We start from the raw sequence: 25,373 nt of genomic DNA, 5'->3' as shown, positions 1-25,373 counted from the left end.
GACAGCACGACACCAGACGGCAACGCTCCGGTTCCGCCGGAGACGGAAGCGACCGGGGACATCCCCGCCGAGGAGATGGCCTTCGAGGCCGGCGGCGAGCTGACGCCGCGCGGCCAGGGCGCGGCCGTGATCGCCGATTTCGTGACGCGCCTGCCGAATGCGCCCGGCGTCTATCGCATGTTCGACGCCAAGGGCACGGTCCTCTATGTCGGCAAGGCGCGCAATCTCAAGAAGCGCGTGACGAGCTATACGCGGATCGGCATGCAGTCGAACCGCATCATTCGCATGATCCAGCAGACGGCGACGATGGAGTTCGTCACCACGCGCACCGAGACGGAAGCGCTGCTGCTGGAAGCGAATCTGATCAAGCGCTTGCGGCCGCGCTTTAACGTGCTGCTGCGCGACGACAAGTCGTTCCCCTATATCCTGATCACGGGCGATCACGAGGCGCCGCAGATCGTCAAGCATCGCGGCGCGCATACGCGGAAGGGCGACTATTTCGGCCCCTTCGCCTCGGCGCTCGCCGTCGGGCGGACCGTGAACGCGATCCAGCGCGCCTTCCTGATCCGCACGTGCACCGACAGCGTCTATGAGAGTCGGACGCGGCCCTGCCTGCTCTTTCAGATCAAGCGCTGCTCGGCCCCCTGCACGGGCGAAATCTCGCTTCCCGACTATGCCGGCCTCGTCAAGGAGGCGAAGGGCTTCCTCTCCGGCAAGTCGAGCGCGATCCGCACCGATCTCGCCCGCGCGATGGAATCGGCGAGCGCCGAGCTCGATTTCGAGCGCGCCGCTATCTATCGCGACCGCATCGCCGCCCTCTCCCATGTCCAGTCGCACCAGGGCATCAACCCGCAGGGCGTCGACGAGGCAGACGTGATCGCCGTCCACCAGGAAGGCGGACAGAGCTGCGTGCAGGTGTTCTTCTTCCGCACCGGGCAGAACTGGGGCAACCACGCCTTCTATCCGCGCGCCGACAAATCGCTCGGCGAGGCCGAGGTGCTGGCCGCCTTCATCGCCCAGTTCTACGAGGACAAGCCCTGCCCGCGGCTGATCCTGATCAGCCACGAGATCGAGGAGATGGACCTCCTCGCCGAGGCGCTCAGCGAGCATGCCGGCCACAAGGTCGAGATCGCCGTGCCGAAGCGCGGCGAGAAGAAGGACCTCGTCGACCACGCGCTGACCAATGCGCGCGACGCGCTCGGCCGCAATCTCGCCGAGACGTCGAGCCAGGCCAAGCTGCTCGAAGGCGTCGGCGAGGCGTTCGGCCTCGAAGGGCCGCCGAAGCGGATCGAGGTCTATGACAACAGCCACATCATGGGCACCAACGCCGTCGGCGGCATGATCGTCGCCGGACCGGGCGGCTTCGTGAAGAACCAGTACCGCAAGTTCAACATCCGCTCGGAGGAGATCACGCCGGGCGACGATTTCGGCATGATGCGCGAGGTGCTGACGCGCCGGTTCTCCCGCCTCGTCAAGGAGCACGGCTCGCGCGAGAATGCGCCGCGCGACGAGGACGGCTTCGGCCCCTGGCCGGATCTCGTCTTCATCGATGGTGGCGCGGGCCAGCTCTCCGCCGCACGTGGCATCCTCGAGGAACTCGGCCTCGAGGGCGAAGTCCCGCTTGTCGGAATTGCCAAGGGACCGGACCGCGACGCGGGCCGCGAGAAGTTCTTCATTCCCGGCCGCGAGCCCTTCATGCTGCAGCCGCGCGACCCCGTGCTCTATTTCGTGCAGCGGCTCCGCGACGAGGCGCATCGTTTCGCCATCGGCTCGCATCGCGCCCGCCGCAAGACCGCGCTGACCAAGAACCCGCTCGACGAGATCGAGGGTATCGGCCCGACGCGGAAGCGCGCCTTGCTCGCCCATTTCGGCACCGCCAAATCCGTCAGCCGCGCCAGCATCCAGGATCTGATGAGCGCCCCCGGCGTCTCGGCCCAGATGGCGCAGACGATCTACGACTTCTTCCACACCGGCGCGGATTGACGCCCGTCGGGCCCTCGCACCCGTTCTGCGTGACGACGTCACGAAGCCGTGACTCACGGTAGATCGGGCCGTGTTTCTGTGACGGTTTAAGGCGATTCTTAGGAATTGGCCCGTCAGGGTTCCCGGTACCTCAATGGTGGGCGTCGGGGGAACTCATCATCTTGTCGAGGCGATACAGGCAGTGGGCTATCCGCGGCGCGCGCATAACGTCGACGGCGCTTGCCTGCGGGTGCATCGCCACGGGCGCGCTGGTTCTCTTCAACTACTCATTGCATAGTACACCACTCTGGCGGGTCGGGCCGGTGCACATGACGTCGCACCCCTGGACCGCGATCTGCCTGGTCGCGCTCGGCGCCGCCATTTGGGCTTCTGGCAGGCGCTACGCGCCGCGGCGTGAGCGGGCGAACCGTGCCTTTGCCGTCACCCTGTCGATGATCACGGCGGGGATCGTCGCATTTCGACTGATCACTGTTGCGAGCGGAAGGCCCGAGGCGTTCAGTTCAATCTCGCCTTTCCGGGCCCGCCTGGCGGCCGAAGCCCTGGCAGGGTCGCCGGTCGGCATGAGTCCCCAGACCATGGTGATGATGATCGGCCTCGCAGCCGCAGTTATTTCCATGCAGTTGCGCCGCTATGCCCTCGCCCAGCTGACGAGTGGCCTCGCGCTTCTGATCGTCGGCGCTGTCGCGATCGGCTACGCCACGCATCTGCAGGGCTTCTTCGGCCAGTTGGCGGCGCCGACCATGGCCGGTGGCCTGCTCGGCGGGACGGCCATCCTGGCATCCGTCGCGGACAAGACGCCCATGCGCCGGGTCCTCGCCAGGAAGTCGAGCGGCAGTCTCGTCCGGCGGCGCCTGCTTCTCGTCGCCGCCCCGCTGCTTCTGGTGGCGGTCATCGCCACGGTGTTCGGCCCGCAGGCGACGATCGAAGCGCTCCCGATCCTCTCGGCCCTGCTGATCGGCGCCGTCATCGTCGCGCTGATCGACGACACGAAACGCTCCTTGCGCGGCGCGCGGCGGCAGATTTCGACCGCCGACGCGCCGCTCGCGGCGAAACTCAAGGACGCCTGGACGCGCGGGGAGATCGTCGTCCTCTATCAGCCGCAGATCGACATGTCCTCCGGAAGCGTCACGAGCGTCGAGGCACTGGCGCGCTGGCAGCAGCCGGGCGGCGATGCCGTCGCGCCGACGGTCTTCATCCCCCTGGCCGAGCGGACCGGCCTGATCGACGCGCTCGGGCGATGGGTGCTGGCGAAGGCCTGTTCCGACATCGCCCGCCTGCCCGGACAGCTCTCCGTCTCGGTCAATGTCTCCCCGATCCAGCTCCGGCATCCGGGCTTCATCGATGCGGTCCGCGCCATCCTCGCGGAATCCGGTCTGCCACCCCAGCGGCTGGTGCTGGAAATCACGGAGAGCCAGCTGATGCCGGAAGGCGAGGCCGGACTGCGTCCGCTGGCGGCGATCCACGCCCTGGGGGTGACGATCGCCATCGACGACTTCGGAACGGGCTATTCGAGCCTCTCCTATCTCAACCGCTTCCCGGCCGACCATCTGAAGATCGATCGCTCCTTCATCCGGGAACTGCCCGGCGACAAGGCTGCCGGCGCGATCACGCGCGCGATCGTCGCCATGGGCCACAGCCTGGGGATGAGGATCATCGCGGAGGGCGTCGAGACAGCCGCCCAGGCTGATTTTCTTCAGGGCATCTGGTGCGATGCGGGTCAGGGATATCTCTATTCGCCCCCCTTGCCAGTCTCGGATTTGTCGGCCTTGATCACCGAGTAAGCTGGTTCGCGGCCGACGTGGGTCAGTGCGGACGCTGGACTGGAGTGGCACGCATGGCCGAGACGATCGGGTCGATCCGACCCGACAAGATTCCGACGGGAATCGCCGGGTTCGACGTCATGTCCGCAGGCGGCCTGCCGCTCGGCCGTGTCACCGCGGTCATCGGCGCCGCCGGAACCGGCAAGACGGTCTTCGCCATGCAGGCGATGCTGAACATGATCCGCCAAACTGGCCGGACCGGCCTCTTCATCTCGTTCGAGCAGTCGCCGCGGAGCGCGCTGTCGGACATGAATTCCTTCGATTGGGACGTGCAGCGGCTCGTCGATGCCGGCCAGCTGCTGTTCGTGGATGGCCGCCCCGATCCGGACATGATGATCAGCGGCGGTTTCGATATTGGCGGCCTGCTGTCGGCGATCGAAGGCGCCGGGGATTCGGGTGCCCCGCCCTTCGTGGTGCTCGACGGGATCGACGCGCTGCTGACGATCCTCGATTCGCACAGCGCGCAGCGGGGCGAACTCGTCCGGCTGCAAAGCTATGTCGAATCGCATCCCGGCACGGTGATCGTCACCGTGAAAGCGAGCCCGCTTCGCGGCGCCGGCTTCGAGGAGATGGCGCTCTACATGGCCGATTGCGTCGTCGAACTGAGCCGCGACGCGGAAGACGGCTTCTCGACCCGCGGCGTTGCGATCCAGAAATACCGCAGCTCCGCCCATGCCCAGGGACGCGTCGCCTTCGTCATGACGGCCAGCGGAATCGTGGTGGACGCGACCAATCCGGAGCCGCCCGCCATTCCCGTTTCGACGGAACGGCTGCCCACCGGCATTGCGCGCCTCGACACCATGCTCGGCGGCGGCCTTTTTCGCGGATCCAGCACGCTTCTGTCCGGCGCGCCCGGCACGGCGAAGACGACCCTCGGCACCCGCTTCCTGGCCGCCGTCTGCGAACGCGGCGAGAGGGCGCTCGGCATCAGCTTCGACGAGGCGCCGAAGGAGATCGTGCGCAACGTCGCCTCTGTCTGCACCGACCTCTCCGCGCACCTCGCCTCGGGCCTGCTCAGGATTCACGGCATGGCGGATCGATCGGCCGGCCCGGATGAATTCGTGCACGAGATCCTCGACCAGATCAGGCGGCATGCGCCGCGCCATGTGATGATCGATCCGATCTCGATCTTCACGGCCTCGCCAAGTTCGCAAAGCGCCGTGCGCCGGCTGACCCAGTTCTGCAAGCGCGAAGGGATCACGGTCGTCCTGACCAGCCTGCTCGAACGCAACGCGACGGAAGCCGAATCCTCGCGCTCTTATGTCTCGACCTTGTGCGACAACTGGATTCATCTATCCTACGTCGTGAACAACGGAGAACGCAACCGGGCATTGACCATCGTCAAGTCCCGCGGCACGGCGCACTCCAACCAAGTCGGCGAGCTGCTGCTGGACAGTCGCGGCATCACGATCGCCGATGCTTATGTCGAGGACGGAGCGGTTCTGATGGGCTCGCTGCGCTGGCAAAAGGAACGCGCCAATCATCTGGCGGCGGAGGCGGCCGAATTCGCCGCAGCCGAACGCGCCCGGCTGCTCCGGCGCTCGATCGAGGAGACGGAACGCCGCATTGCCGACCTCAGCCATGAACTTGCCGAAAAGCAGAGCGAGTTTGCCGTCTTCGTCGGCCGGTCGAAAGAGATCGGTCGACAGGAGGAGGAGCGGCGGGAGGAACTGAGCCAGTTGCGGAGCAATGCGCGGGCCAGCCACACTGCCGGTTCAGAAGAGGCGCCATGATGGCCCTGTCGAACAATGCCGAAGAGCGTGGCTGCGATCGCCACATTCTGGAGCTCTATGTGGCCGGCGACAACCTGTCGTCGCGGCGTGCCATCGACAATCTGGACGAGATCGTCAGCCGGCTGGCATCGCGCCCCGACGACGTCGTGGTCGTCGATGTGCGGCGCGATCCGAAGGCCGCCTTCTCCCGCCAGATCTTCGCGACGCCTTCGCTGGTCTCGATCCGCGCGGGCCGGCGGATCCTGATCGTCGGCGACCTGTCCGACCGCGACGCCGTTGTCGAGCGTCTCTCGCTCTGACCGGAGCCCGGTCCGTGACGGACCGGGGCTAAGCCTCGTTCACGCCACCCTGCCCCAATGCGGGAACGGATCGTCCAGATTGGCGGCCGCCTGCGTCAGGCCCGTGGTCACGCTGCCATAGAGGCAATTGTCGAGCACGGCGCGGATCGCGGCCTCGTCCATGGCGGGACCGCCGATGAAGACGAGTTCCTGCCGCCGGTCGCCCCAGGTCGGCGTCCAGTTGCGGCGCATCATCGCAACGCTCTCCTCGTCGCGCGGCCAGCGCTCGCGCGGCACGGCCGCCCACCAATAGCCGAGGCCCTCGGTGCGCAGGATCGAGCCGGCGATCGAGAGCTCGGCCAGCCAGGCTGGCCGCGTCGCGATCCAGAAATGGCCCTTGGCGCGGACGACGCCGGGAAAGCCGCGGCCAAGCGCCTTGTAGAGGCGCGCGGGATGAAACGGACGGCGCGCACGGTAGACGAAGGAGCGGATGCCATACTCCTCCGTCTCGGGCACGTGATCCTCGTGGTGGTAGAGCTCCTTCATCCAGAGCGGATGCGCGCGCGAGCGTTCCGGATCATAGAGCCCCGTATCGAGGACCAGGTCGAGCGGCGCCTTGGCGAAATCGGTCTCGACGATGCGCGCATCGGCATTGAGCCCGCGCACGACGCGGCGGACATCGGCCAGCGCATCGGGCGTGACATCGCGGACCTTGTTGATGACGACGACATCCGCGAATTCGATCTGCTCGACAAGCAGATCCACGAGCGTGCGGAAATCGCCCTCGCCGGCCGTCTCGCCCCGATCGGCGAGCAGGTCATGCGAGGTGTAGTCCTTGAGCAGGTTGACGGCATCCACGACGGTCACCATCGCGTCGAGCTGAGCGACATCCGACAGCGACTGCCCGGCCTCGTCGCGAAAATCGAAGGTCGCGGCCACCGGCAGCGGCTCGGCGATGCCGGTGCTCTCAATCAGCAGGCAATCGAACCGGCCTTCGGCGGCGAGGCGGCGCACTTCGGCGAGCAGATCGTCGCGCAGCGTGCAGCAGATGCAGCCATTGGTCATCTCGACCAGCTTCTCATCGGTGCGCGACAGCCCCGCCCCGCCATCCCGGACGAGATCGGCGTCGATATTGACCTCCGACATGTCGTTGACGATGACGGCAACCTTCCGCCCCTCGCGATTGTTGAGCACATGGTTGAGCAGGGTCGTCTTCCCGGCACCGAGAAAGCCGGAGAGCACCGTGACCGGCAGACGCCGATCCAAGCCAGACAGACGCGACATGCGTTCCTCATGTAATGTTATAACGTAACGTACATAGGAGACGCCAAAGTGGGAGGGAATGCAAGGGGGCGGGGTGCGGCGTGATGGCGGGGCGAGGAGGCGACGAGGCCACGTAGCGTCGGGTGAGGAGGTTCAGCTCCAGGACGGCTCTGCGAGACGGCTATTCTCTAGCGTCGCCCCACGCTCCGCCGTCATCCCGGGCTTGACCCGGGATCCATACAGCCGAGGTACCAGACGATGTGACGCCTCAGGCTGCATGGATCCCGACGTCCGCCGGGATGACTGAGAATGGGACCTGATGCGCGGCCTATTCCCAAGCGCTGGAAACGGCTTTGGCCGAGGACCTTACCGGACGTGAAGACGGGACCCGGCCACTGTCGTCGAGCGCGGCCCTCACCCCAACACCTCCTTCGCCAACATCCCGTGCACGCCCTTCTCGCCATTCACCGTCTGCGTCACGTGGAAATCGGCGGCGAGCGAGCAGAGGCGGTAGGCGTCGGCGGGGGTCATTGCGGTGCGGGCGGTGGTGATGAAGGCGATCATGTCGCGGAGCGCGATGCGCATCGCCTCGTCGAGGTCTTCGTCGAAGCCCATGGTCATGTAATGGGTCGGCGTTTCGGCGCGCGGCAGCTTGAGCAGAGGTTCGGTACCCGTCTTCTTGTGCAGGATGAAGGTGAAGGTGCCGGTGAGCGCGGTTTCGAGCGCCGTGATGCAGACCTCGCCATGGCCCTGCACGCCATGGCCATCGCCGCAGAGGAAATTCGCGCCCTCCGCCCAGACCGGCAGAAAAAGCGTCGAGCCGGCGCCGAGGTCCTTGTTGTCGAGATTGCCGCCATGGAGGCGCGGCTCGCGCGAGGAGAGTTCGCCATAGTGCGTCGGCGGCGCCACGCCCATGACGCCGAAGAAGGGCGCGAGCTTCAGCTCCGGCCCGAAGGGCAGACGGCAGGTGTTCTTGGCCCGGTCGATCGGGATGTGGATCAAGTCGAGCGCGGGGAGGATGAAATCATCCGGCAGCGTGCCCTCGAACGGCACCAGCGCGTTAAAGCCCCAATCGGCGCCGAGCTCTATCCTTTCGATCCGCACCTCCAGCATGTCGCCGGGCTCGGCGCCCGCGATGGCCACCGGACCCGTCAGCAGATGGCCGAAGCGCATCGGGAGGTCGGCTGCATGGATTTCGAGCAGAGCCGGCGCAACATGCATCCCCTGCCCTTCCGGCGGCAGCAGCCCTGGCGGCCCCGTAAACGTCTCGATCACGACGCGGTCGCCAGACTGCACGGTGAGCACCGGCTTGGTCGCGGCGGCGAAACGGCCCCATTGCACGGTCTGCGGCGTGGCTTTCAGGAAATGGTCGGTCATGGGCGGTCCCTGGCGCTGCGAAAGGCCCCTGCCATGATGCAATTCGGAGACCTTCTGGCCAGTCTTCTTCGAAGCCTGCGTCGCCATCTTGCCGTTTGACTAAACTTAGCCATATATATGCCATTCGTCATCAAGGAGACTGCGATGCCGCATGTCGTTCCGATCGCAGCGCGCGCCGCCGACTTCTCGCCCGAGCCGATCAGCGATGCCGAGGCCGGGGCGCTGCTGCGCGCCTCGCTCAATCTGTTCCGCCTCTGGAATTTGACCGATGCCGAAGCCGCGATCCTCTTGGATGTCGCCCCGCGCACCTTCGCGCGCTGGAAGGCCGGCAATCCCGGCCGCATCGACCGCGACCAGCGCACGCGCATGTCCAATCTGATGGGGATCCACAAGGCGCTTCGCCTGATCTTCAAGGAAGCGGACCGGGCCTATGCCTGGGTGCGCAAGCCGAACGCGGCCTTCGGCGACAAGACGGCACTGGCCGTGATGCTCAATGGCGAGCTGACCGATCTGATGCGCGTGCGCCGCTATCTCGATGCGGAGCGCGGCGCCTGGTGAGCGACCTCGCCGCGATCCCGATCCGCCGCGTCGCGTGGAAGCCGGGCGTGCGGATCATCCGCTCGATCTATCCGCCGGTCGACCTGTTCGAGGACATTGCCGATCCGGCCGACTGGCCGCTGCTGATCGCCGCGGAGCAGAAGACCAATCCGCGCCTGATGGAGACGATCGGCAATCTCGATCTCGTCCCGGCCGAGCGCCGCGTTTCCGGACCCGGCGCGTCCTATCTGATGGCGCCGTTCACCCATGTCAGCCGCGACCGGCCGAGCCGCTTTTCCGATGGCGCCTTCGGCCTGCTCTATGTCGGGCGAACCTTCGAGGTGGCGCTGTTCGAGACCATGCACCACCATGGCCGCTTCATGGCGGCGACACGCGAGGCGCCGGGCTGGACCTCGCAGTTCCGCGAGATCCTGCTCGATGTCGCGGCCGAACTGCACGATGTCAGCCAACTTGCTGACCGCGCCCGCTATCTTTCACCGGACAGCTATGCCGAAAGCCAGCGGCTCGGCGCCGCGCTCCGCGCCGCCGGCTCGGAAGGCATCCTCTATCCGAGCGTCCGCCTGCCCGGCGGCCAGTGCGCGGCACTGCTGTTCCCCGACCTCGCCGCCAACGCCATGCAGGGCCGCCACCTCGACTATCACTGGAACGGCGAACGCGTGGACCTCATTCGCGACGCGGGCTCGGGCGAGGTGTTTCGCGTGATGACGGCGAGCGGGTAACGCCGGACCGGCGCGCTCAGCCGCCGCCGCCGGACGCCGCGGCCGGATCCATCCAGAACGGCTCGAAGCCATTGCCGTCGGGATCCTCGAAGGTGCGGCCATACATGAAGCCCAGTTCCTGCGGCGGCCGGAAATCGCCCGTCCCACCCGCCTCGGAAGCCTTGGCCACGATCGCATCGACCTCTGCGCGGCTGTCGAAGGAAAGCGCGATCAGATGCGGGCTCGTCGCATGCGCGTCGGCGATCGGCTTCGATGTGAAGGTGGCGTAGAAATCGGGCACGAGCAGCATGAAATAGATCTCGTCCGACCAGACCATGCAGCTCGCCTGCTCATTGCTGAACTGCGGATTCTTTGTGAAGCCAATGGCCTCGTAAAAGCGCGTCGAGGCGGCCAGATCGCGCACCGGCAGGTTCAGGAAGATCATCTTGGGCATGGGTTGCTCCTCGAAGCAGGTTCGTCTGCGGCAGGATCGCCAATCTGACGACGAACGAGCCGGCGCTGAATCGACAACCGCGCCCGAACAATCCGACAGCGCCGACGATTTCTGTCAACGGCCGCGGGACCGTGAGCCGTCTGAGGACATATGATCTCCGGTCCGGACTACTTCTGCGCTCGCCGTTCCCCACGCCTGTGGGGCGTCCGTAGCGCAGAGAAAGAGCATCCGTCGACAGGCGGAAGGCTGCCGGTTCTATTCCGCACGGTCGCACCCAAGTTCTACCTCCGCGGACTATGGCTCGGTACTGACGTCCGCTATGGATCCAAGCAACCTCCAGGCCTGCCGTCGCGAATGTGCGCTTCGGGGTAGGAAGGGGAAAGGCGGGTTTCGGATAAGGATCTCAGAAAGCCGCCCCTCATGTAGCAAACAAGCTGCGACGGCAACGCACCTTGATTCCAGCGGTTGAGACAACCTTTGCGTTTGCATGCAAGCCCGCCTATTCTTTGATGCTAGATTTGCCGCCACTTCAAAGCTCTCAAGCAATTGATTTCATGGGCGACTACGATCCAGAAGCAGTTTTTGAGGGCCACAGGGATCGGTTCATAAAGGTCCTAGAGCCTCTGTTTCTGCCAGAAGACCCAATCAGTAACGATATAATCCGCTACTTCGCTTCTCTGCTTCGTGTCCTCGGAATGGAGGACAAGGGCTGGGACCCGTACGCCGAAAGCAGGAACATATTGAATGACCTCAATCGGTTGATGAAGCTTGAGCTTCCCGAAGATCGGTTCCCCGATGGTTGGACGGTGTGGAGACTTGGCTTGCTGCTGTACAGCCACATTGTCGAAATGGACGCGCCGTACGAGGTAATCATGAACCTCCTGCGCTTCCGTTTGGGAAAGGGCTACAGCCCCAATCCGTATTTCGATTTCCTCACTGCGAAGGAACAGAATAACTTCGCCAAGAACGGCATACGGACAGGTCGAAAAATCGAACTGATAAAGCAGCTGTCGAAAGATGCTGGTTTGGCAGTAGGCGACATGTATGACGAGTTTTACAACAGCCGATTGCGAAACGCGGTTCAGCATTCCGATTTCATCCTAACCGAGGATGATTTCCGGTCACGTAGCGGGATCAGCGGTACGAAGGCGTTTAAACTAACGTACGACGAACTCGATGCCCTGATTACCAAGGCAAAAGCGTTCATCGCCGCCTTCTTCCAACTTGATGTTGATGCACGCCTGGTATGGGGAGCGAGGAAGGGGCAGGCGATACCATATGACAGCCACTACAAAGGGCTGATGGAAGTTCTGGTCGATGACCGCGATATGATGTGCGGCTTCGCCGTGCATTGGCCGAACAACTCGCAGTCGATGTACCGCCGTACGGAAGCGGGTTCGGACATGGTGAACTGCATGGTGAACGTCAAGCAAGCAACCGTAGACTTGTGGGTGGACCGTTATGCCCAAAAGCCGGGAACGTTCAGCCCGCTTGTGGAGGACGGAGCCGACCCGGTCTATACCCCGCTGGACAAATCTGACGTCCGGCCCACGTGGCCCAAAGCGTAAAACCAGAGACTTGTTGTATAGTAGGAGAAGGTTGATTTCAGCGTCCGACTAGGCGGGTGGACCGATATACGGAATACCCGAACTCCCCCTGCGGATGCTCCTTCGCCCACGCCAAAACGTCATCGGTCGGCACAACAAGCGTGGTCTGCCCCTTCGGATGAAAGCAGTTCTTTCCATGCTTCATGTAGAAGGCGCCTGCATTGCGGACGTAGACGCGCCCACGGTTTCCGCCTTCGATTTCCGAGATCACGTATTGAAGCATATGGCCTTGCGTGTGCCGCACCACGGCTGTTTGCCCGATCTCTGCATGCCGATAGTAGGTTTCGATGTCCTTCTCGGTCTGATCGATGCACGGTGAGACGGGTCGGCTGTCTTCCATCTGCCTTGCTCCGGGCTTTGTGGCGGAAGCCCTCGTTACTATATTTCAGACCAAGTGACATCATTATGGGGGACTGATTGGCGAGAGGCTTGAAGCCCGAACGGCATCGCTGGTAGCCGAAGTGTGTCTCCGAGTTCTGGAAAAATGATGAAGGTTGCGTTCATTGGCTATGGCCTGATGGCAAGATCGTCCAGTCCCCGCCAAAGAACTTTGGGGTCATCGGAACCCTGATCCGTCGCCAGGAGGAGACGGCGGCGACGCGTTCGCTGCTTAATACGGCGAAGCCCATGGAGGACAATCCCCTGCTGCTGCGCCTGAAGGAGCTCGAATCGCTCGAAAGGCTGGTCGAGAAGATCGGCCGCGTCGATCTGCACGCCTCGGACGGCAAGGGGCTGGAGGCCATGCTGAAGGACCTCTTCCGCCTCGAGACGAAGGCGGCCTGACGACAAAGAAAAGGCCCGGCGGATCGCTCCGCCGGGCCTTTTCTCATTGGAAAGCGGGATGACCGCTTACGGCAGCATGGCGAGGCAGGCGCCGGCGGCCGTCGCGGCTGCCTTGGCGCCGCCGCGGCCGATCGTGCCGTTCATGACGAGGCTCTTGGTCTGGGTCGTGACGAGGGCGCGGATATCGGCACCGGCGGTGACGTTCGGCGCCGTCGCGTCATAGATCGTCTTGGCGTCGCCGCTGAGACCGGCCGCACAGGTCACGGCGCCCGCGGCGTCGGCATAGGCGTTGCCGGCGAAACCGCTGAGCAGCAGGGCCGCGGCCACCATCATGGACTTCTTCATTGCGTTTCCTTCCTTGAGCAGGCGCCGCTTCAGCGAACGCCGAGACGATTGACCGGGCCGCCGCGATTCATCGGCTGGACGCCGACGCCCGGGGCTCCGGCGCCGACACCGGGGGTAACGCCGACGCCCGGCGCGCCCTTGTCGTAGCAGCCGGCCGGATAGCCGGGACGCGTGCAATAGACGACGGGCGCCGTCGGCCGCGCGACGCAGCCTTGCGGAACGCCCACGGTCTTGCAGTAGACGACCGCCGCGGCCGTCGTCGGCGCACCGGCCAGCCCGAGCGCAAAGAGCATCACGCCGGCAAGGGCGGGAAGCGCTCCCCGGTTCGTTGTCTGCGCAGCCTTCATGAAACCATTCCTCCATCGCCTGCCCGTTTGGACAGGACGGACGCGACCGATCACCACCGATTCGCCGCGCGAACCGCGTCGGGGACCATCTCGCGAAGGCTATAGCGCGAGGCGTTGAGACGACATGAAGATTTTTGACCCAATTGTCGAATTGGGAGCATCATATTGCGCTGTCGGCCGCGGAAGAGCGATCTATTTCGCGCGCGCGGCCTTCTTGGTCATCTCGCCCCACTTCATGCCTTCGAGCTTCAGACCGTCCGGGTCGAGGAAGAATACGGCGTAGTAATCGTCGTAATACTCGGCGGCGGGGTCGACGATCGTGACGCCCTCGCGCTTCAGGAAAGCCTCGAGCGCGTCGACGTCCTTCCGGCTGCGCAGCTCGAAGGCGTAATGGTGGAAGCCGATATTGCCGAGGCGGTGCTTGTGTTTCTTGCCCTCGGCATCCGCCTCGCCGATCCAGAAGCGCGTCTTGCCATTGCTCCAGCCGATCTGGTCGCCATAGTCGCCGAGCACGAAGAAGCCGAGGAATTCGAACAGGCGGCCATAAAACGCCTTGGAGCGCTCATAGTCGCCGACGCGGATGACGAGATGATCGATACCGACGACACGCACCATGGCGGCCTCCCTGGATACAGCGGCTGCGGCGGGCCGGCCTGTCGCCGATCGGCAACTCCGGCGCGCGCATTCCTCACGCAGGGCGGGGTCCGGCCCGCCTCGTAGCGCTTACTCGACCGGCTGCGGGGCCGGAAACGTCCAGGTCCCATCAAGGATCGACGCCTGGGGCCGATAGAGGCGGACCGTATAGTTCCATCCCGGCTCGATCGGCAGGCAGTTCTCGACCTTGCCGTCGCAACCGCCGAACTGGATCGCGATCGCGCCGTCCTTGCCCTTCTTCGCCGTGACGTTGTTCAGCGAATAGGCATCGAGCGTGTTCGGCTGGTAATAGCCCTCGGCATTGTAGACGCTGACCGACCAGAAGCCGTCGACCGGCACATCCTTCACGTCGAGACGATAGACCGTCTTGCCGTTGTTCCTTTCCGGCGTGACGTTCAGATAGACCGCGTCCTTGTCCGGATTGCCGCCCCAGCCCGTTGCCGTGCCGATCAGGTGACGGATCGGATCGACCTCCAGTTTCGTGCCGAAGGCCTGCTTGAAGTCCGGGATCGTCGCGCCGAGGACGAGGAGCGCATCGCGCACCTTCTTCTGACTTTGCGGGTCGAAATTCGGCACCTCGAAACGGCCGAGCCCGCCCGGCTGCTCGACCTTGATCGCGTCCTGCAACGCGTGGACAGCGGCGATATCCTTCGGATCGTTCGGATCGACGAAGGTCCGGATGGCGGCGACGAGATAGCGCGAACCGGCCTTCTCCCGGTCGACCGTGTAGGCGCCGCCGCCATAGAGCACGGCAGGGGTGTAGTGGTCCTCGTTGATCCACTGCATCGACATGAAACGCTTGCCTGCGTCGGGCAGCGTGATGGTGACGGGCCCCGCCGCGAGATCGAAGAGCGCGGACGAATAGAGCGTGTCGCGGTTGAGGCGGATCACAGTCTGGTTGTCGATGGCCGCCGGCTCGCGGCGGTGCAGGAAACTGCCGAATGCGCCATCCTTCACGATGCTCGCAAAATAGAGATCGCTTTCGGCCCGGATGAAATTGTCGACCGTGACCGGGATGACGTCGCCCGTCGCCGGCGCATCGGCTTTCTTCTCGGCGATCTTCGTCAGCGGCGGCGATTTCCATTTGCCGTCGACCGCGGCCTGCTCCGGCCAATAGAGCCGCATCACCGCCAGGAACGGTCCCTGCGGCGCGGGCAGCCAGTTGGATTCCTTGTCCGCTCCGGGGCTGTCATGCTGGAGATAGAGCGTTATGCCGCCGTCGGCGTCGCGCTTGAGGCTCGGCAGCATAGGCGAGTTGATCAGATAGCGGTCGAGCGCGTTCGCATAGAGCAGGCTTTCCGGAAGCTCGTACATGGTGAGCGACCAGAACGCCTTGACCGGCGGCAACTGGCCGGGCGCAAAGCGAAGCTGATAGCGGTTCGCGCCGTTCAGCGGCTGGCCTTCACTGTCGACGAAATAGGCCGGATAGAGCGCCTCGGCGGCCGAATTGCCGTAGATGCCAAACGCCGCACCGGCCATGCGGGCGAGATAGTCGCCGTTCAGATGGGCTCGTGTGCCGAAACCGGCGGAGGAAGTCGCCTTGCCGGTGTCGATCTCGGTCTTCTTGTAGGTGTCGAGGGTTTCCCAGGCATCCGCCATGCCGCCCTTGATGGCGTCCAGCATCTCCGGGCTCAGCGTCTTCGCGTCGAACGTCCCGTCAGGTCCGACACCGATCCTGGCGAAGCGGGCCCGGATCTTGGTCTCCGCCGGGTTGGGCGACGTGAAGCCCATGAGGAAGTTCAGGATTGGGAAGAACTCCGGCGATGTCCGCTCCGCTTCGGGCGAGAGCGGCTTGACGAAATCGACCGGCGGCGCGGCCGGCGGCGGCGCCTTGCCGAGGAACGCCGAGAGCGGCTGAACCTTGTAGCCGGCCTGGATCTTCTTGACGTTGTCGATATCGGCCGGATCGAAGAGCTGGGTCCGGTAGAGAACGAACGCAAAGTCCGTCTCGGACCGGATCACCTTCTTGATTCCGGCCGGCGTCTTGCCCTTCCAGCCCGGCCCGGCGAGCAGATAATTGCCTGCACCATTGCCCGTCGCACGGCTGCCGACATAGGCGAAGTTGAACGTGTACATGTCGATGAACTGGAGCGAATAATATCGCTCCTTCTCGATCGCCGGCACCGACAGGACGATCGGTTCGGCGCGCAGATCGGCACCGACGTAAGAATAGGGCGTGTCCGAATTCGGCGTCTGGATCGCCTTGTCGGCCGGCGTATAGACCCGCGCATTGTTGACGATCGTGTTCCACGACGCCTTGAACTCGGGACTGCTGCGATCGACGAAATAGGAATATTGGATGCGGTAGCTGTCGACCATCGGGAAGCCGTAGATGGTTGCTTCCTTCGCGATTGTCCGCGCCTCTGCCGGTGACACCGTCTCGGCATGGGCCGGGGTCGGCATCGGGGTGCCGCTCGCGATCACAGCCGAAAGCAGGCCGACGGCGGCGAGCGCCAGATATGTCTGCATGGTCGTCCTCTCGGGCCTGGTCGCCATGCATGGCGAACCTCGAGCGAATTCTAGCGTACCTGTCGGAACGCGGCCATCCGACGCTCCGGCGCTTTCTGTGGACTGCGGCTTTGTGATCTCAGGCGCGCGGTGCCGGCCGTGCTAGAAAGCGTCGCCCGCCCCCATGCGGGAGAAAGGCGACGGATGCAGATCGAACTCGGCCGCAATCCTGCAACGTCCGGCGGCGGACCGGCGCTGATGGACGTCGAGGAGTTGCTGGCGACGCGCCTGCTCGTGCAGGGCAATTCGGGCTCCGGCAAGTCGCATCTCCTGCGCCGCATCCTCGAACAGAGCGCCGCCTTCGTGCAGCAGGTCATCATCGATCCTGAGGGCGATTTCGCGTCGCTGTCGGAGCGATTCGGCCATGTCGTGCTCGACGCGGAGCGGGGGCTCGCCGAGCTCGACACGATCGCGCGGCGCGTGCGCCAACATCGCGTTTCCGCCGTGCTCAATCTCGAAAGCCTCGACGCCGAGATGCAGATGCGCGCGGCCGGCACCTTCCTGAACGCGCTGTTCGATTGCGAGCGCGATTTCTGGTTTCCCGCGCTGGTCGTCGTCGACGAGGCGCAGCTCTTCGCGCCGGCCGTTGCGGGCGAGGTTTCCGAAGAGGCGCGCAAGCTCTCGCTCGGCGCGATGACCAACCTGATGTGCCGCGGCCGCAAGCGCGGCCTCGCCGGCATCATCGCGACGCAGCGCCTCGCCAAGCTCGCCAAGAATGTCGCGGCCGAGGCATCCAACTTCCTGATGGGCCGCACCTTCCTCGATATCGACATGGTGCGCGCCGCCGACCTGCTCGGCCTCGAACGGCGCCAGGCGGAGACGTTCCGCGAATTGCAGCGCGGCGAGTTCGTCGCCCTCGGCCCTGCCCTGTCCCGCCGGCCCCTGCCCGTCGTGGTCGGCGCGGTCGAGACGCAGCCGCGCGCCGGCACGCCGAAGCTGATGCCGCTGCCCGAGCAGGGCACGGAGGAGACGCGCGACCTCGTCCTGGCGCCCGTGCCGGTCGAATCGCAGCGCCCGCCCGCCGAGCGCCGCCCCGTCGCGCCGCCGCAGCCGACGACTAACGAGATCCTCGAGCGGCTGCTACGCGAACGCCCTGTCTCGGCCGCGCCGGCCGAAGAGGAGCTGTCCGGCCTGCCGCCGGAGGAGCGCGCCGCCGCCCATCGCGCGATCATCGACATGATGCTGGCCGAGCCGGAGGCGCTTTTTCGCCCCGAGGCCGTGCTCTACCAGGATTTCCTCGTCCGCTGCCGGATCGACCGGCTCGGCGGCACGCCGCTGCCGCTGCCCGAATTTCGCCTGGCGCAGAACATCGCGCGGGCGCGCATCGGCCGGCCGGCGCTGGGCGAGGCCGCCTTCGAGACCGCGCAGACGATCGCGCGCGACCTGCCGGAAGATCTGCAGCTCGTCTATCTGGCACTCGCCACCGCCGCGATCGCGAGCGAACCCTGCCCGTCCGATCTGGAACTCGCGCATCGCGCCGGCACGCATTCGGCCGGCCGGGCGCGGAGCCGCCTCAAGCATCTCGAAAAGACCGGCCATGTCGTGATGCGCATCGACATTCGCGGCAATCGCGCGGCCGTGCTGCCCGATATCGGTCTCGAAACCACGGCCGCCGACGCGCGCGGCCCCTCCGCCTTCAGCCCGCCTTCCGAAGCGGCGGAATAGCTGTCTGGAGCTATTCCTGCTTTGATTGAAGCACCGACGGCGCAACCCACTCCGCCGTCATCCCGGACTTGATCCGGGATCCATGCATCCGGAGCATTGGGAATCCAGATAGCTAGCAGCACGGCTGGATGGATCCCGGGTCAAGAGCCCGGGATGACGGAGCTTTGTCTGGGTGGGTTGGTATTCGACGCCCGATTCCGACAAGACATGCGCCGCGCTACGCGGCCGCGATCTCGCGCACCAGGTCCGGCAACTCCGAAAGATCGCGGATTTCGCGGAAGCGTTCGGCCTCCGTCGGCGTCTCGGCGTGCTCGACGCTCCAGGTCAGGTCGTGCGGGACATAGATGCCCCAGCCGCCGGCCTGGATCACGGGCACGATGTCGGATTTCAGCGAATTGCCGACCATGACGGCATGCTCCGGCCCGTCGGCATGGCGGGTGAAGATGCGCTCATAGGTGACGCGCGCCTTGTCCGAGACGATCTCGACGGCGTCGAACAGATCGCCAAGGCCGGACTGGGCGAGCTTGCGCTCCTGGTCGAAGAGATCGCCCTTGGTGATCATGATGATGCGATAGGCGCCCGAAAGGCGCTCCAGCGCGTCGCGCGCATGCGGCAGCGTCTCGACGGGATGGCGCAGCAAATCGCGGCCGGCGGCGAGGATCTTCTCGATCACGGCGGTGCTGACGCGCCCGTCCGTCACCTCGATCGCCGTCTCGATCATGGAGAGGGTGAAGCCCTTGATGCCAAAGCCATAGAGGGCGAGGTTGCGCTTTTCCGCCTCCAGGAGGCGGTCGGCGAGCACCTGCCTCTCGCCGTGCTCGGACAAGAGTTCAAGAAAGCGCGTCTCTGTCAGGCGGTAGAACTGCTCGTTCTGCCAGAGCGTATCGTCGGCATCGAAGCCGATCGCGGAAAGCTTCGCCATTCGCGGGTCTCGGGGATTTGAACGGGGGCCCGGGCCCAGTCTTAAGGCCAATCCCGGCGAAACGAAACAGCGCGGGATGGGCGGTATCGCCGCGGCGGATCGGCGACAGCACCCTTATCGCCATGCCGTGGGCCGCAAATCGGTCCACCACATGACGACAGGTAAGCGAAGACCCCGACGATGCCGCCGGGGAGGCACGCGTCGAGATGATCGTTCATGTGCGCAGACGAAGAAAGGGGCCGTGACGGCCCCTGCTCCATGCTCGATCGTCGCTGATCCGGAAGTCACGCAGCGTGCGGACGCGAACCAAAAATCCACGTCATGCTGCCGAAATTCGCAATCGACTTGTGACACGATCGACGGTGCGGCGCGCACCGGTCTTCAGACGGGGCGACGCGGCGCTCCGAACTTCTTCGGCTTGGGCTTGGGGCCGGCGATCAGTCCCTCGCGGATAGCCTGCTTGCGAGCGAGCTTGCGGGCACGGCGAACCGCCTCGGCCTTCTCGCGCACGCGCTTCTCGGACGGCTTCTCGTAGGAGCCGCGGAGCTTCAGTTCACGGAAGATGCCTTCGCGCTGCATCTTCTTCTTGAGCACCTTGAGTGCCTGATCGACGTTGTTGTCTCTAACCAATACCTGCAATGCCTACTGCTCCTTTCCGACCTGCGTGATTTCTCAGGTCGTCAAAACGGGGGCGGCGGATGCCACCCCCGGAATCGCCTTACGGGCGAACGTCCTGAATAGCCGAAAGCTTCCAGTCCTGACCACCCCTTCGGGTGAAAGTCCAGATTTCGGCTGTCTCGGTCGGCTTGTCAGGATCACCCGACACGATCGCGCCACTCGTCCGGTCGCGCATGACGTCGCGGCTTTCGTAGCGCATGGCCACTGTAGCATAATCCGTGTCGCCTTCGCGCCACGCTTCTGCAAGATCGCCCTGGAGCAGCTTGACGTCGCTGACATCGTTGCGGACGCCGCTCGTCGCGTTCTGCGAAAGCTCCTCCGAGAGATAGGACATGATCTCCGGCGTGGTCACCGCGCGAAGGGCCGCATAGTCCTCACGCGAGAAGGCGGACTGCACTTCGGCGAGGCGCTGCTCGAAGACGTCGAGGTCGGAATCGAGAATGCCGATCTCGTCCTGCGCGTTGCGGGCGTTGGCCGGACGGCTGGGCTTCGCCGCGCCGCTGCCAAGGCCGAAGCCGCCGAGACCGCCGAACGCAGGAGCGCCCTGCCCGCGGCCATCGAGGTTCTCGCGCATCGCCGGGCCGCCGGAAAGCGGCGCGCCGCCGGCCGCTGCGGCCGGACGATTGCGATTGGCGAGGAAGCGCATCAGCATCATGACGCCGAAGCCGATCAGTGCGATCTGAAGCAGGAAGCCGAGGCCGCCGGCGAGGCCGCCAAAGCCGTGGCCCATCATCATGCCGATCAGGCCGCCGAGCGCGAGACCGCCGAGAAGCGATCCGCCGAAGCCGCCAAAGAAGCCACCGCGCGAAGGCGCCGCGGCCTGCGCCGGGGTCGCGGCACGGGAGGGCTCGGTCATCGAGCGCTGGATCGGCGCCGAAGCGCCGGGAGCGGTGGCCGTCGGAGCGGGCGCAGAATAGGTTCGCGCGCCACGGCTGCCAAAGCTGCCGCCACGCCGCGCATCTGCGCTGTCGACGACCGAAAGGCTTGCGACCAACGCAATGGCGAGGATGGCGAGCGGTGCGGTGAAGCGCTTCAGGCGGTGCATGGATCTCCCCTTATCAAGGCCCAATACGGGCGACGAAGGGCTATATGGGGATCGCCGGACGCAATTCGTAGGGGTTTGGGTGAAGAAGCGGAGCGTCCGCCGCGCCATCCCGTCCTTTTGCCCGCCGGATGGCACGTGCTAAGAGGCGGGCCCGATGCCCAACTCATCCGTCCAGAGTGCCATGAGCTTCAAGGTTGCCGCTCTCTACAAATTCGCCGCGCTGCCCGATTGCGAGGTGCTCGCCGATAGGGTGCGCGACTTCTGCTCGGCGCGGGAGATCTGCGGCACGCTGATCCTCGCTCGCGAGGGCATCAACGGCACCGTGGCCGGCAGCGATGCGGCGATCGACGCGCTGGTCGCGGAACTCGATCGAGGCGCCGCCTTCGCCGGAAGGCTGGACGGCATGGAGATCAAGTTCTCCCGCGCGTCGGAAAAGCCGTTCGGACGCCTCAAGGTGAAGGTGAAGGCGGAGATCGTGACGATCGGCCTGCCCGCGGTCGATCCGACGGAGATCGTCGGCACCTATGTCGAGCCGGAAGACTGGAATGCGCTTATCGCGGATCCCGAGGTGCTCGTCGTCGACACGCGCAACCATTTCGAGGTCGCGATGGGCACGTTCGAGCGGGCGCTCGATCCGCAGACCGAGACATTCTCGGCCTTTCCGGCCTTCGTTCGCGAAAATCTCGATCCGGCGCGCCACAAGCGCGTCGCCATGTTCTGTACCGGCGGAATCCGCTGCGAGAAGGCCAGCGCGCTGCTCAAGTCGGAAGGCTTCGACGAGGTCTACCACCTCAAGGGCGGCATCCTGCGCTATCTCGAAACCGTGCCGCCCGAGGAAAGCCGCTGGCGCGGCGACTGCTTCGTCTTCGACGAGCGCATCGCCCTCGGCCATGGTCTCGTCGAGCGGACGCCGCCCGAAGGCCGGTCTCAGCCGGCCTCGCCCTCGCCGCCCGCCGAAGGCTCGTCGCGGAGATAAGCCTCGACCGGGCCGGTCAGCTTGATCGTCAGCGGATTGCCGAACCGGTCGCGCGCCTTGCCGGCAGCGACGCGCACCCAGCCTTCGCTGATGCAATATTCCTCGACATTGGTCTTCTCGACACCCTTGAAGCGGATGCCGATGCCACGCTCCAGGAGGGCGGCGTCGTAGAAGGGGCTGCGGGGATCGCTCGACAGGCGATCGGGAAGCTCGTTGCTCATGGCGTCCTCGGCTCGGCGGATCACGGCGCCCTTGGGGACGTCCGTCTGCGCGGGCGTTCCTCATAGCCGCGGTGCGCGCGCCTGCCAAGGCGGACCATGGGGCGGCGACTAGGGGGCCGGGCGGACGACAGGCTGTTCACCGGATGATGCCATCGGGACGGTTGCGCTGCAGCAACAACGAGACTAGCTGAACCTTATCATCCGCCCACCTTTGGAAGAGGCCCATGGCCCTGAAGCTCAACGTCATCATCGGCAGCACGCGGCCGGGTCGGATCGGCCCGACCATCGCCACCTGGTTCAACGACTATGCCCGCGCGCATGGAGCGTTCGATGCCACGCTCGTCGATCTCGCCGACTTCAAGCTGCCGGTCTATGACGAGCCGCGCCATCCGCGCCTCAAGCAGTACGAGCACGCCCATACCAAGGCCTGGAGCGCCAGCGTCGAATCGGCGGATGCCTACGCCATCGTGACGCCGGAATACAATTACTTCGCCCCGCCCGCGCTCGTGAACGCGCTCGACTTCGTCTACAGCGAATGGGGCCGCAAGCCGGCCGGCATCGTCAGCTATGGCGGCGTCTCCGCCGGTCTTCGCGCCGCGCAGGCGCTGAAGCAGCAGCTGACGACGCTCAACGTCATGCCGATCCCGCAGGGCGTCGCGCTGCCGATGGTCGCCTCGCTCATCGGCGATGACGACCGCCTGCAGCCGAACGAACTGATCCTCGCCAGCGCGAAGTCGATGCTCGACGAACTCGCGATCTGGGCCGAGGCGCTCAAGCCGACGCGCGGCTGAGCACGGTCGCCGCGGTGAGGCCAAGCACATAGAGCCCGGTCGCACCGAGCATGAGGAACACCGCCGCCGAGCCGAGATCCTTGGCCCGGCCGGCGAAGGACGAACGGCCCGGCGAGATCTCGTCGACGATGGTCTCGACGGCCGTGTTCAGCGCCTCCACCGCCAGCGTCACGAGGCAGAGAATCACATAGACGCCGATCTCCTGCCACGAGCGCCCGAGCCACGCGATCCAGGCGAGGCCGGCGGCAGCAGCCGCCAGCTCCATGCGCGCGGCCATCTCGCTCGTCACGAGAATGCGCAGGCCCGACAGCGACCAGCCGAAGGCCTTGCCGAAATGATCGATCCAGGCGCGCATCGCTCCTCCGGAGCCAAGAAGCCGCTATGAAGCGGCGGAAAGCGAGAGAGACGGCTGACGAAACGTGCCGTCCCCCTTACCGATGCAACATGTGATCTCTATGTCAGCCGTCTAGGGATTCAGACATGAGTGAGCCCGTCGACGGCATTTCCTTGTGACCGGGCGGGACGATAGGCTATCAGGAACCATGCTCCGGGGGACGCGATGAGCCAGCTGCGCGGCTTCGAGGCGAGACGACCGCAGCGCGCGCTGCTGCTGTCCTTGCCGAACATTCTGACCTATGGCCGCATCCTTGCGGTCCCGCTCGTCGTCTTCTGCGTGGTCGGAGGACGCGACCAATGGCGATGGATCGCGCTCGCGCTCTTCATCGTCGCCTCGATCACCGATTATTTCGACGGCTATCTGGCCCGAATCTGGAAGCAGCAATCCTCGCTCGGACGCATGCTCGATCCGATCGCCGACAAGCTGCTCGTCTCGGCCTGTATCCTCGCCCTCGTCTTCGAACGCACGATCGACAATCTGTCGATCTGGGCGGCGCTGATCATCCTGTCGCGCGAAATCCTCGTTTCGGGCCTGCGCGAATATCTGGCCGAACTTCGCGTCAGCGTGCCCGTGACGCGGCTCGCCAAATGGAAGACGGCAACGCAGATGGTGGCGCTCGGCTTCCTCCTTGCAGGACCCGCCGGCGATGTCCATTTCCCCTATACGACCCTCATCGGCCTCGTGCTCTTGTGGATCGCGGCGATCGTGACGCTCTATACGGGCTACGATTATTTCCGGGCTGGCCTGAGCCATATCCTGGAGGAAGAGCCTTGAAGCTGCGCTATTTCGCCTGGGTCCGCGAGCGGATCGGCACGGCGGAGGAGACGGTTGAGCCACCCGACTCGGTCGCGACCGTCGGCGATCTGCTCGGCTGGCTGCAGGGACGCGGCGAGACCTATGCGTTCGCCCTGGCCGAGCCGGACGCGATCCGCGTTGCGCTGGACCAGGACCATGCCGAGCGCGACGCCCCGATCGCGGGCGTGCGCGAAGTTGCCCTGTTTCCCCCCATGACCGGAGGATAGGCCATGGCGACGCTGCGCACGCTGATCACCGCGGACCCGATCGACACGGCGGGAGAAATCGCGGCGATCCAGGCGGGGCGGAGCGATATCGGCGCCGTGGTCAGCTTCACCGGTCTCTGCCGCGACGAGGACGGCCGGCTCGATGCGCTGGAGCTCGAGCATTATCCCGGCATGGCGGAGAAGGAGATCGGCCGCATCGCCGCGCAGGCGGCCGAGCGCTGGGAGGTTTCCGCCCTCACGGTCATTCACCGCCATGGCCGCATCCGGCCGGGCGAGACGATCGTCGTCGTGGTCGCCGCCTCCACCCACCGGCACGCGGCGTTCGAGGCGGCCGAATTCGTCATGGATTTCCTCAAGACCCACGCCCCCTTCTGGAAGAAGGAGCACGCGCGCGACGGCACGCCGACCGGATGGGTCGCGGCCAAGGCGAGCGACGACGACGCCAAGGCGCGCTGGAAGGATTGAACTGCGACCATCGGGGGCGTGCAATCGCGCGCGCAATCCGGCACTCTCGCGCCGCAACGGCAAGGGAGTTCCGCCATGCTTCGGATCTGGGGGCGCGACAATTCCAACAATGTGAAGAAGGTGCTCTGGTGCGCGGAGGAGATCGGCCTCGCCTATGAGCACATTCCGGCGGGCGGAGCCTTCGGTGTGGTCGACAGCGCGGAATATCGCGCGCTCAACCCGAACGGGCTCGTGCCGACGATCGAAGACGACGGCATCGTGCTGTGGGAATCGAACGCGATTGTGCGCTACCTCGCCGCCCGCTATTCGGATGGGGGTCTATACGAGACCGATCCCGGCCGACGCGCCCTCGCCGACCGCTGGATGGACTGGACGACGTCCAATTTCGCGCGGCCCTTCCGTGACGTGTTCTGGAACGTGATCCGCCTGCCGCCGGAAAAGCGCAACGAGGCCGAGAGCGCCTCGGGCCTCAAGCAATGCGCCGCACTGCTTCCGATTGTCGAAGCGGCGCTTTCCGAGCAGCCCTTCCTCTCCGGCGAGCGGCTCGGCATCGGCGATTTCCCCCTCGGCGTGTTCATTCATGGCTGGTTCCAGATGCCGATCGACCGCCCGCCGACGCCGGCGATCGAAGCCTGGTATGCGCGGCTGAACGCGCGCCCGGCCTATCGCAAGGCGGTGGCCCTGCCGCTCAGCTGACGCGGTCCATCCCGGCATGCTGGCTGCGGAGCGGCGGTTGCGCCCGCGCCCGCCGCGGTGCATCCCACCGCCGACGCCGGCATGTCG

27 protein-coding genes and 2 pseudogenes are annotated in these 25,373 nt (G+C 65.4%); 15 read left to right on the top strand and 14 right to left on the bottom strand.

What is annotated here, in order from left to right:
* Window positions 1-75 precede the first annotated feature (75 nt).
* The 4 genes from uvrC to GGR25_RS09755 all read left to right on the top strand — a co-directional run bounded on the left by uvrC (window position 76) and on the right by GGR25_RS09755 (window position 5,835).
* Complete coding sequence (gene uvrC, locus GGR25_RS09770) at window positions 76-1,983, top strand: excinuclease ABC subunit UvrC (RefSeq protein ID WP_183398671.1); 1,908 nt, start codon at window positions 76-78, stop codon at window positions 1,981-1,983.
* 560 nt (window positions 1,984-2,543) lie between these two features.
* The gene (locus tag GGR25_RS09765; protein WP_183398534.1) at window positions 2,544-3,764 is read left to right on the top strand and encodes a putative bifunctional diguanylate cyclase/phosphodiesterase; all 1,221 of its coding nucleotides are present in this window, start codon (window positions 2,544-2,546) and stop codon (window positions 3,762-3,764) included.
* A gap of 53 nt (window positions 3,765-3,817) precedes the next feature.
* On the top strand, window positions 3,818-5,536 hold the full coding sequence (kaiC, locus tag GGR25_RS09760; RefSeq protein ID WP_183398533.1) for a circadian clock protein KaiC: 1,719 nt from the start codon (window positions 3,818-3,820) through the stop codon (window positions 5,534-5,536).
* A complete protein-coding gene (locus GGR25_RS09755; RefSeq protein WP_183398532.1) occupies window positions 5,533-5,835 on the top strand; it encodes a circadian clock KaiB family protein in 303 nt (100 codons plus the stop codon). The genes kaiC and GGR25_RS09755 overlap by 4 nt, the downstream gene beginning before the upstream one ends.
* Before the next feature lie 39 nt (window positions 5,836-5,874).
* On the opposite strand, the gene GGR25_RS09750 is transcribed toward GGR25_RS09755, so the two are convergent.
* Together GGR25_RS09750 and GGR25_RS09745 are read right to left on the bottom strand one after the other, a co-directional pair.
* Window positions 5,875-7,089, bottom strand: coding sequence for a GTP-binding protein (locus GGR25_RS09750; RefSeq protein ID WP_380146372.1), 1,215 nt, complete (start codon window positions 7,087-7,089; stop codon window positions 5,875-5,877).
* A 402-nt stretch (window positions 7,090-7,491) separates the two neighbouring features.
* On the bottom strand, window positions 7,492-8,454 hold the full coding sequence (locus GGR25_RS09745) for an acetamidase/formamidase family protein (RefSeq protein ID WP_183398530.1): 963 nt from the start codon (window positions 8,452-8,454) through the stop codon (window positions 7,492-7,494).
* Window positions 8,455-8,598: 144 nt separating this feature from the next.
* On the opposite strand from GGR25_RS09745, the gene GGR25_RS09740 reads away from it, so the two are divergent.
* Together GGR25_RS09740 and GGR25_RS09735 are read left to right on the top strand one after the other, a co-directional pair.
* Window positions 8,599-9,012, top strand: a complete 414-nt coding sequence (locus GGR25_RS09740; protein ID WP_183398529.1) for an MbcA/ParS/Xre antitoxin family protein — start codon at window positions 8,599-8,601, stop codon at window positions 9,010-9,012.
* The gene (locus GGR25_RS09735; RefSeq protein ID WP_210299901.1) at window positions 9,006-9,731 is read left to right on the top strand and encodes an RES family NAD+ phosphorylase; all 726 of its coding nucleotides are present in this window, start codon (window positions 9,006-9,008) and stop codon (window positions 9,729-9,731) included. The genes GGR25_RS09740 and GGR25_RS09735 overlap by 7 nt, the downstream gene beginning before the upstream one ends.
* Before the next feature lie 16 nt (window positions 9,732-9,747).
* On the opposite strand, the gene GGR25_RS09730 is transcribed toward GGR25_RS09735, so the two are convergent.
* Window positions 9,748-10,164, bottom strand: coding sequence for a VOC family protein (locus GGR25_RS09730; RefSeq protein WP_183398527.1), 417 nt, complete (start codon window positions 10,162-10,164; stop codon window positions 9,748-9,750).
* Window positions 10,165-10,718: 554 nt separating this feature from the next.
* On the opposite strand from GGR25_RS09730, the gene GGR25_RS09725 reads away from it, so the two are divergent.
* Window positions 10,719-11,732, top strand: coding sequence for a hypothetical protein (locus GGR25_RS09725; RefSeq protein WP_183398526.1), 1,014 nt, complete (start codon window positions 10,719-10,721; stop codon window positions 11,730-11,732).
* Between the two features lie 37 nt (window positions 11,733-11,769).
* Here GGR25_RS09725 and GGR25_RS09720 read toward each other — a convergent pair whose 3' ends face one another.
* Window positions 11,770-12,111 (bottom strand): hypothetical protein, encoded by a 342-nt coding sequence (locus GGR25_RS09720; protein WP_183398525.1) that lies wholly within the window; start codon window positions 12,109-12,111, stop codon window positions 11,770-11,772.
* 227 nt (window positions 12,112-12,338) lie between these two features.
* Here GGR25_RS09720 and GGR25_RS09715 point away from each other — a divergent pair.
* Window positions 12,339-12,554 (top strand): annotated as a pseudogene (locus tag GGR25_RS09715) (slipin family protein); the annotation flags it as partial.
* Window positions 12,555-12,620: 66 nt separating this feature from the next.
* Here the strand turns inward: GGR25_RS09715 and GGR25_RS09710 are convergent.
* The 5 genes and pseudogenes from GGR25_RS09710 to GGR25_RS24700 form a co-directional block, all read right to left on the bottom strand.
* Complete coding sequence (locus tag GGR25_RS09710; protein WP_183398524.1) at window positions 12,621-12,899, bottom strand: hypothetical protein; 279 nt, start codon at window positions 12,897-12,899, stop codon at window positions 12,621-12,623.
* Between the two features lie 29 nt (window positions 12,900-12,928).
* Window positions 12,929-13,246: a hypothetical protein gene (locus GGR25_RS09705; RefSeq protein ID WP_210299863.1), complete on the bottom strand. Its 318-nt coding sequence runs from the start codon at window positions 13,244-13,246 to the stop codon at window positions 12,929-12,931.
* 192 nt (window positions 13,247-13,438) lie between these two features.
* Entirely contained in the window at window positions 13,439-13,861 is a 423-nt protein-coding gene (locus GGR25_RS09700; RefSeq protein ID WP_183398523.1) for a VOC family protein, read from the bottom strand.
* Between the two features lie 108 nt (window positions 13,862-13,969).
* Complete coding sequence (locus GGR25_RS24705) at window positions 13,970-14,857, bottom strand: DUF1254 domain-containing protein (RefSeq protein WP_343068016.1); 888 nt, start codon at window positions 14,855-14,857, stop codon at window positions 13,970-13,972.
* A gap of 102 nt (window positions 14,858-14,959) precedes the next feature.
* Window positions 14,960-16,303 (bottom strand): annotated as a pseudogene (locus tag GGR25_RS24700) (DUF1254 domain-containing protein); the annotation flags it as partial.
* A gap of 249 nt (window positions 16,304-16,552) precedes the next feature.
* On the opposite strand from GGR25_RS24700, the gene GGR25_RS09690 reads away from it, so the two are divergent.
* Window positions 16,553-18,073 carry an ATP-binding protein gene (locus GGR25_RS09690; RefSeq protein ID WP_183398521.1) on the top strand — a complete coding sequence of 507 codons (1,521 nt, stop codon included), beginning with the start codon at window positions 16,553-16,555 and terminating at the stop codon, window positions 18,071-18,073.
* Between the two features lie 217 nt (window positions 18,074-18,290).
* Here GGR25_RS09690 and GGR25_RS09685 read toward each other — a convergent pair whose 3' ends face one another.
* The 3 genes from GGR25_RS09685 to GGR25_RS09675 all read right to left on the bottom strand — a co-directional run bounded on the left by GGR25_RS09685 (window position 18,291) and on the right by GGR25_RS09675 (window position 20,718).
* Window positions 18,291-18,995 (bottom strand): HAD family hydrolase, encoded by a 705-nt coding sequence (locus GGR25_RS09685; RefSeq protein WP_183398520.1) that lies wholly within the window; start codon window positions 18,993-18,995, stop codon window positions 18,291-18,293.
* Between the two features lie 381 nt (window positions 18,996-19,376).
* Entirely contained in the window at window positions 19,377-19,634 is a 258-nt protein-coding gene (gene rpsU, locus GGR25_RS09680) for a 30S ribosomal protein S21 (RefSeq protein ID WP_183398519.1), read from the bottom strand.
* A 79-nt stretch (window positions 19,635-19,713) separates the two neighbouring features.
* The gene (locus GGR25_RS09675) at window positions 19,714-20,718 is read right to left on the bottom strand and encodes a Tim44 domain-containing protein (protein ID WP_183398518.1); all 1,005 of its coding nucleotides are present in this window, start codon (window positions 20,716-20,718) and stop codon (window positions 19,714-19,716) included.
* A 181-nt stretch (window positions 20,719-20,899) separates the two neighbouring features.
* On the opposite strand from GGR25_RS09675, the gene trhO reads away from it, so the two are divergent.
* Window positions 20,900-21,694, top strand: coding sequence for an oxygen-dependent tRNA uridine(34) hydroxylase TrhO (gene trhO, locus GGR25_RS09670; protein ID WP_183398669.1), 795 nt, complete (start codon window positions 20,900-20,902; stop codon window positions 21,692-21,694).
* Here trhO and GGR25_RS09665 read toward each other — a convergent pair.
* Window positions 21,646-21,915 carry a DUF3297 family protein gene (locus GGR25_RS09665; protein ID WP_183398517.1) on the bottom strand — a complete coding sequence of 90 codons (270 nt, stop codon included), beginning with the start codon at window positions 21,913-21,915 and terminating at the stop codon, window positions 21,646-21,648. The genes trhO and GGR25_RS09665 overlap by 49 nt on opposite strands.
* A 224-nt stretch (window positions 21,916-22,139) precedes the next feature.
* On the opposite strand from GGR25_RS09665, the gene GGR25_RS09660 reads away from it, so the two are divergent.
* Window positions 22,140-22,706, top strand: coding sequence for an NADPH-dependent FMN reductase (locus GGR25_RS09660; protein ID WP_183398516.1), 567 nt, complete (start codon window positions 22,140-22,142; stop codon window positions 22,704-22,706).
* Here GGR25_RS09660 and GGR25_RS09655 read toward each other — a convergent pair.
* Entirely contained in the window at window positions 22,687-23,061 is a 375-nt protein-coding gene (locus GGR25_RS09655) for a diacylglycerol kinase (protein WP_183398515.1), read from the bottom strand. The genes GGR25_RS09660 and GGR25_RS09655 overlap by 20 nt on opposite strands.
* Before the next feature lie 204 nt (window positions 23,062-23,265).
* On the opposite strand from GGR25_RS09655, the gene pgsA reads away from it, so the two are divergent.
* The 4 genes from pgsA to GGR25_RS09635 all read left to right on the top strand — a co-directional run bounded on the left by pgsA (window position 23,266) and on the right by GGR25_RS09635 (window position 25,286).
* Complete coding sequence (pgsA, locus tag GGR25_RS09650; RefSeq protein WP_183398514.1) at window positions 23,266-23,877, top strand: CDP-diacylglycerol--glycerol-3-phosphate 3-phosphatidyltransferase; 612 nt, start codon at window positions 23,266-23,268, stop codon at window positions 23,875-23,877.
* The gene (gene moaD, locus GGR25_RS09645; protein WP_183398513.1) at window positions 23,874-24,125 is read left to right on the top strand and encodes a molybdopterin converting factor subunit 1; all 252 of its coding nucleotides are present in this window, start codon (window positions 23,874-23,876) and stop codon (window positions 24,123-24,125) included. The genes pgsA and moaD overlap by 4 nt, the downstream gene beginning before the upstream one ends.
* Window positions 24,126-24,128: 3 nt before the next feature.
* Window positions 24,129-24,590, top strand: coding sequence for a molybdenum cofactor biosynthesis protein MoaE (locus GGR25_RS09640; RefSeq protein ID WP_183398512.1), 462 nt, complete (start codon window positions 24,129-24,131; stop codon window positions 24,588-24,590).
* 75 nt (window positions 24,591-24,665) lie between these two features.
* Window positions 24,666-25,286, top strand: a complete 621-nt coding sequence (locus GGR25_RS09635) for a glutathione S-transferase family protein (RefSeq protein WP_183398511.1) — start codon at window positions 24,666-24,668, stop codon at window positions 25,284-25,286.
* Window positions 25,287-25,373 lie beyond the last annotated feature (87 nt).

The sequence above is a fragment of the Kaistia hirudinis genome, from assembly GCF_014196455.1.
In the GTDB taxonomy this organism is placed as follows: Bacteria; Pseudomonadota; Alphaproteobacteria; order Rhizobiales; family Kaistiaceae; genus Kaistia; species Kaistia hirudinis.
Note: the sequence above shows the minus strand (reverse complement) of the source record. Positions and strands in the feature narration are given on the sequence as shown.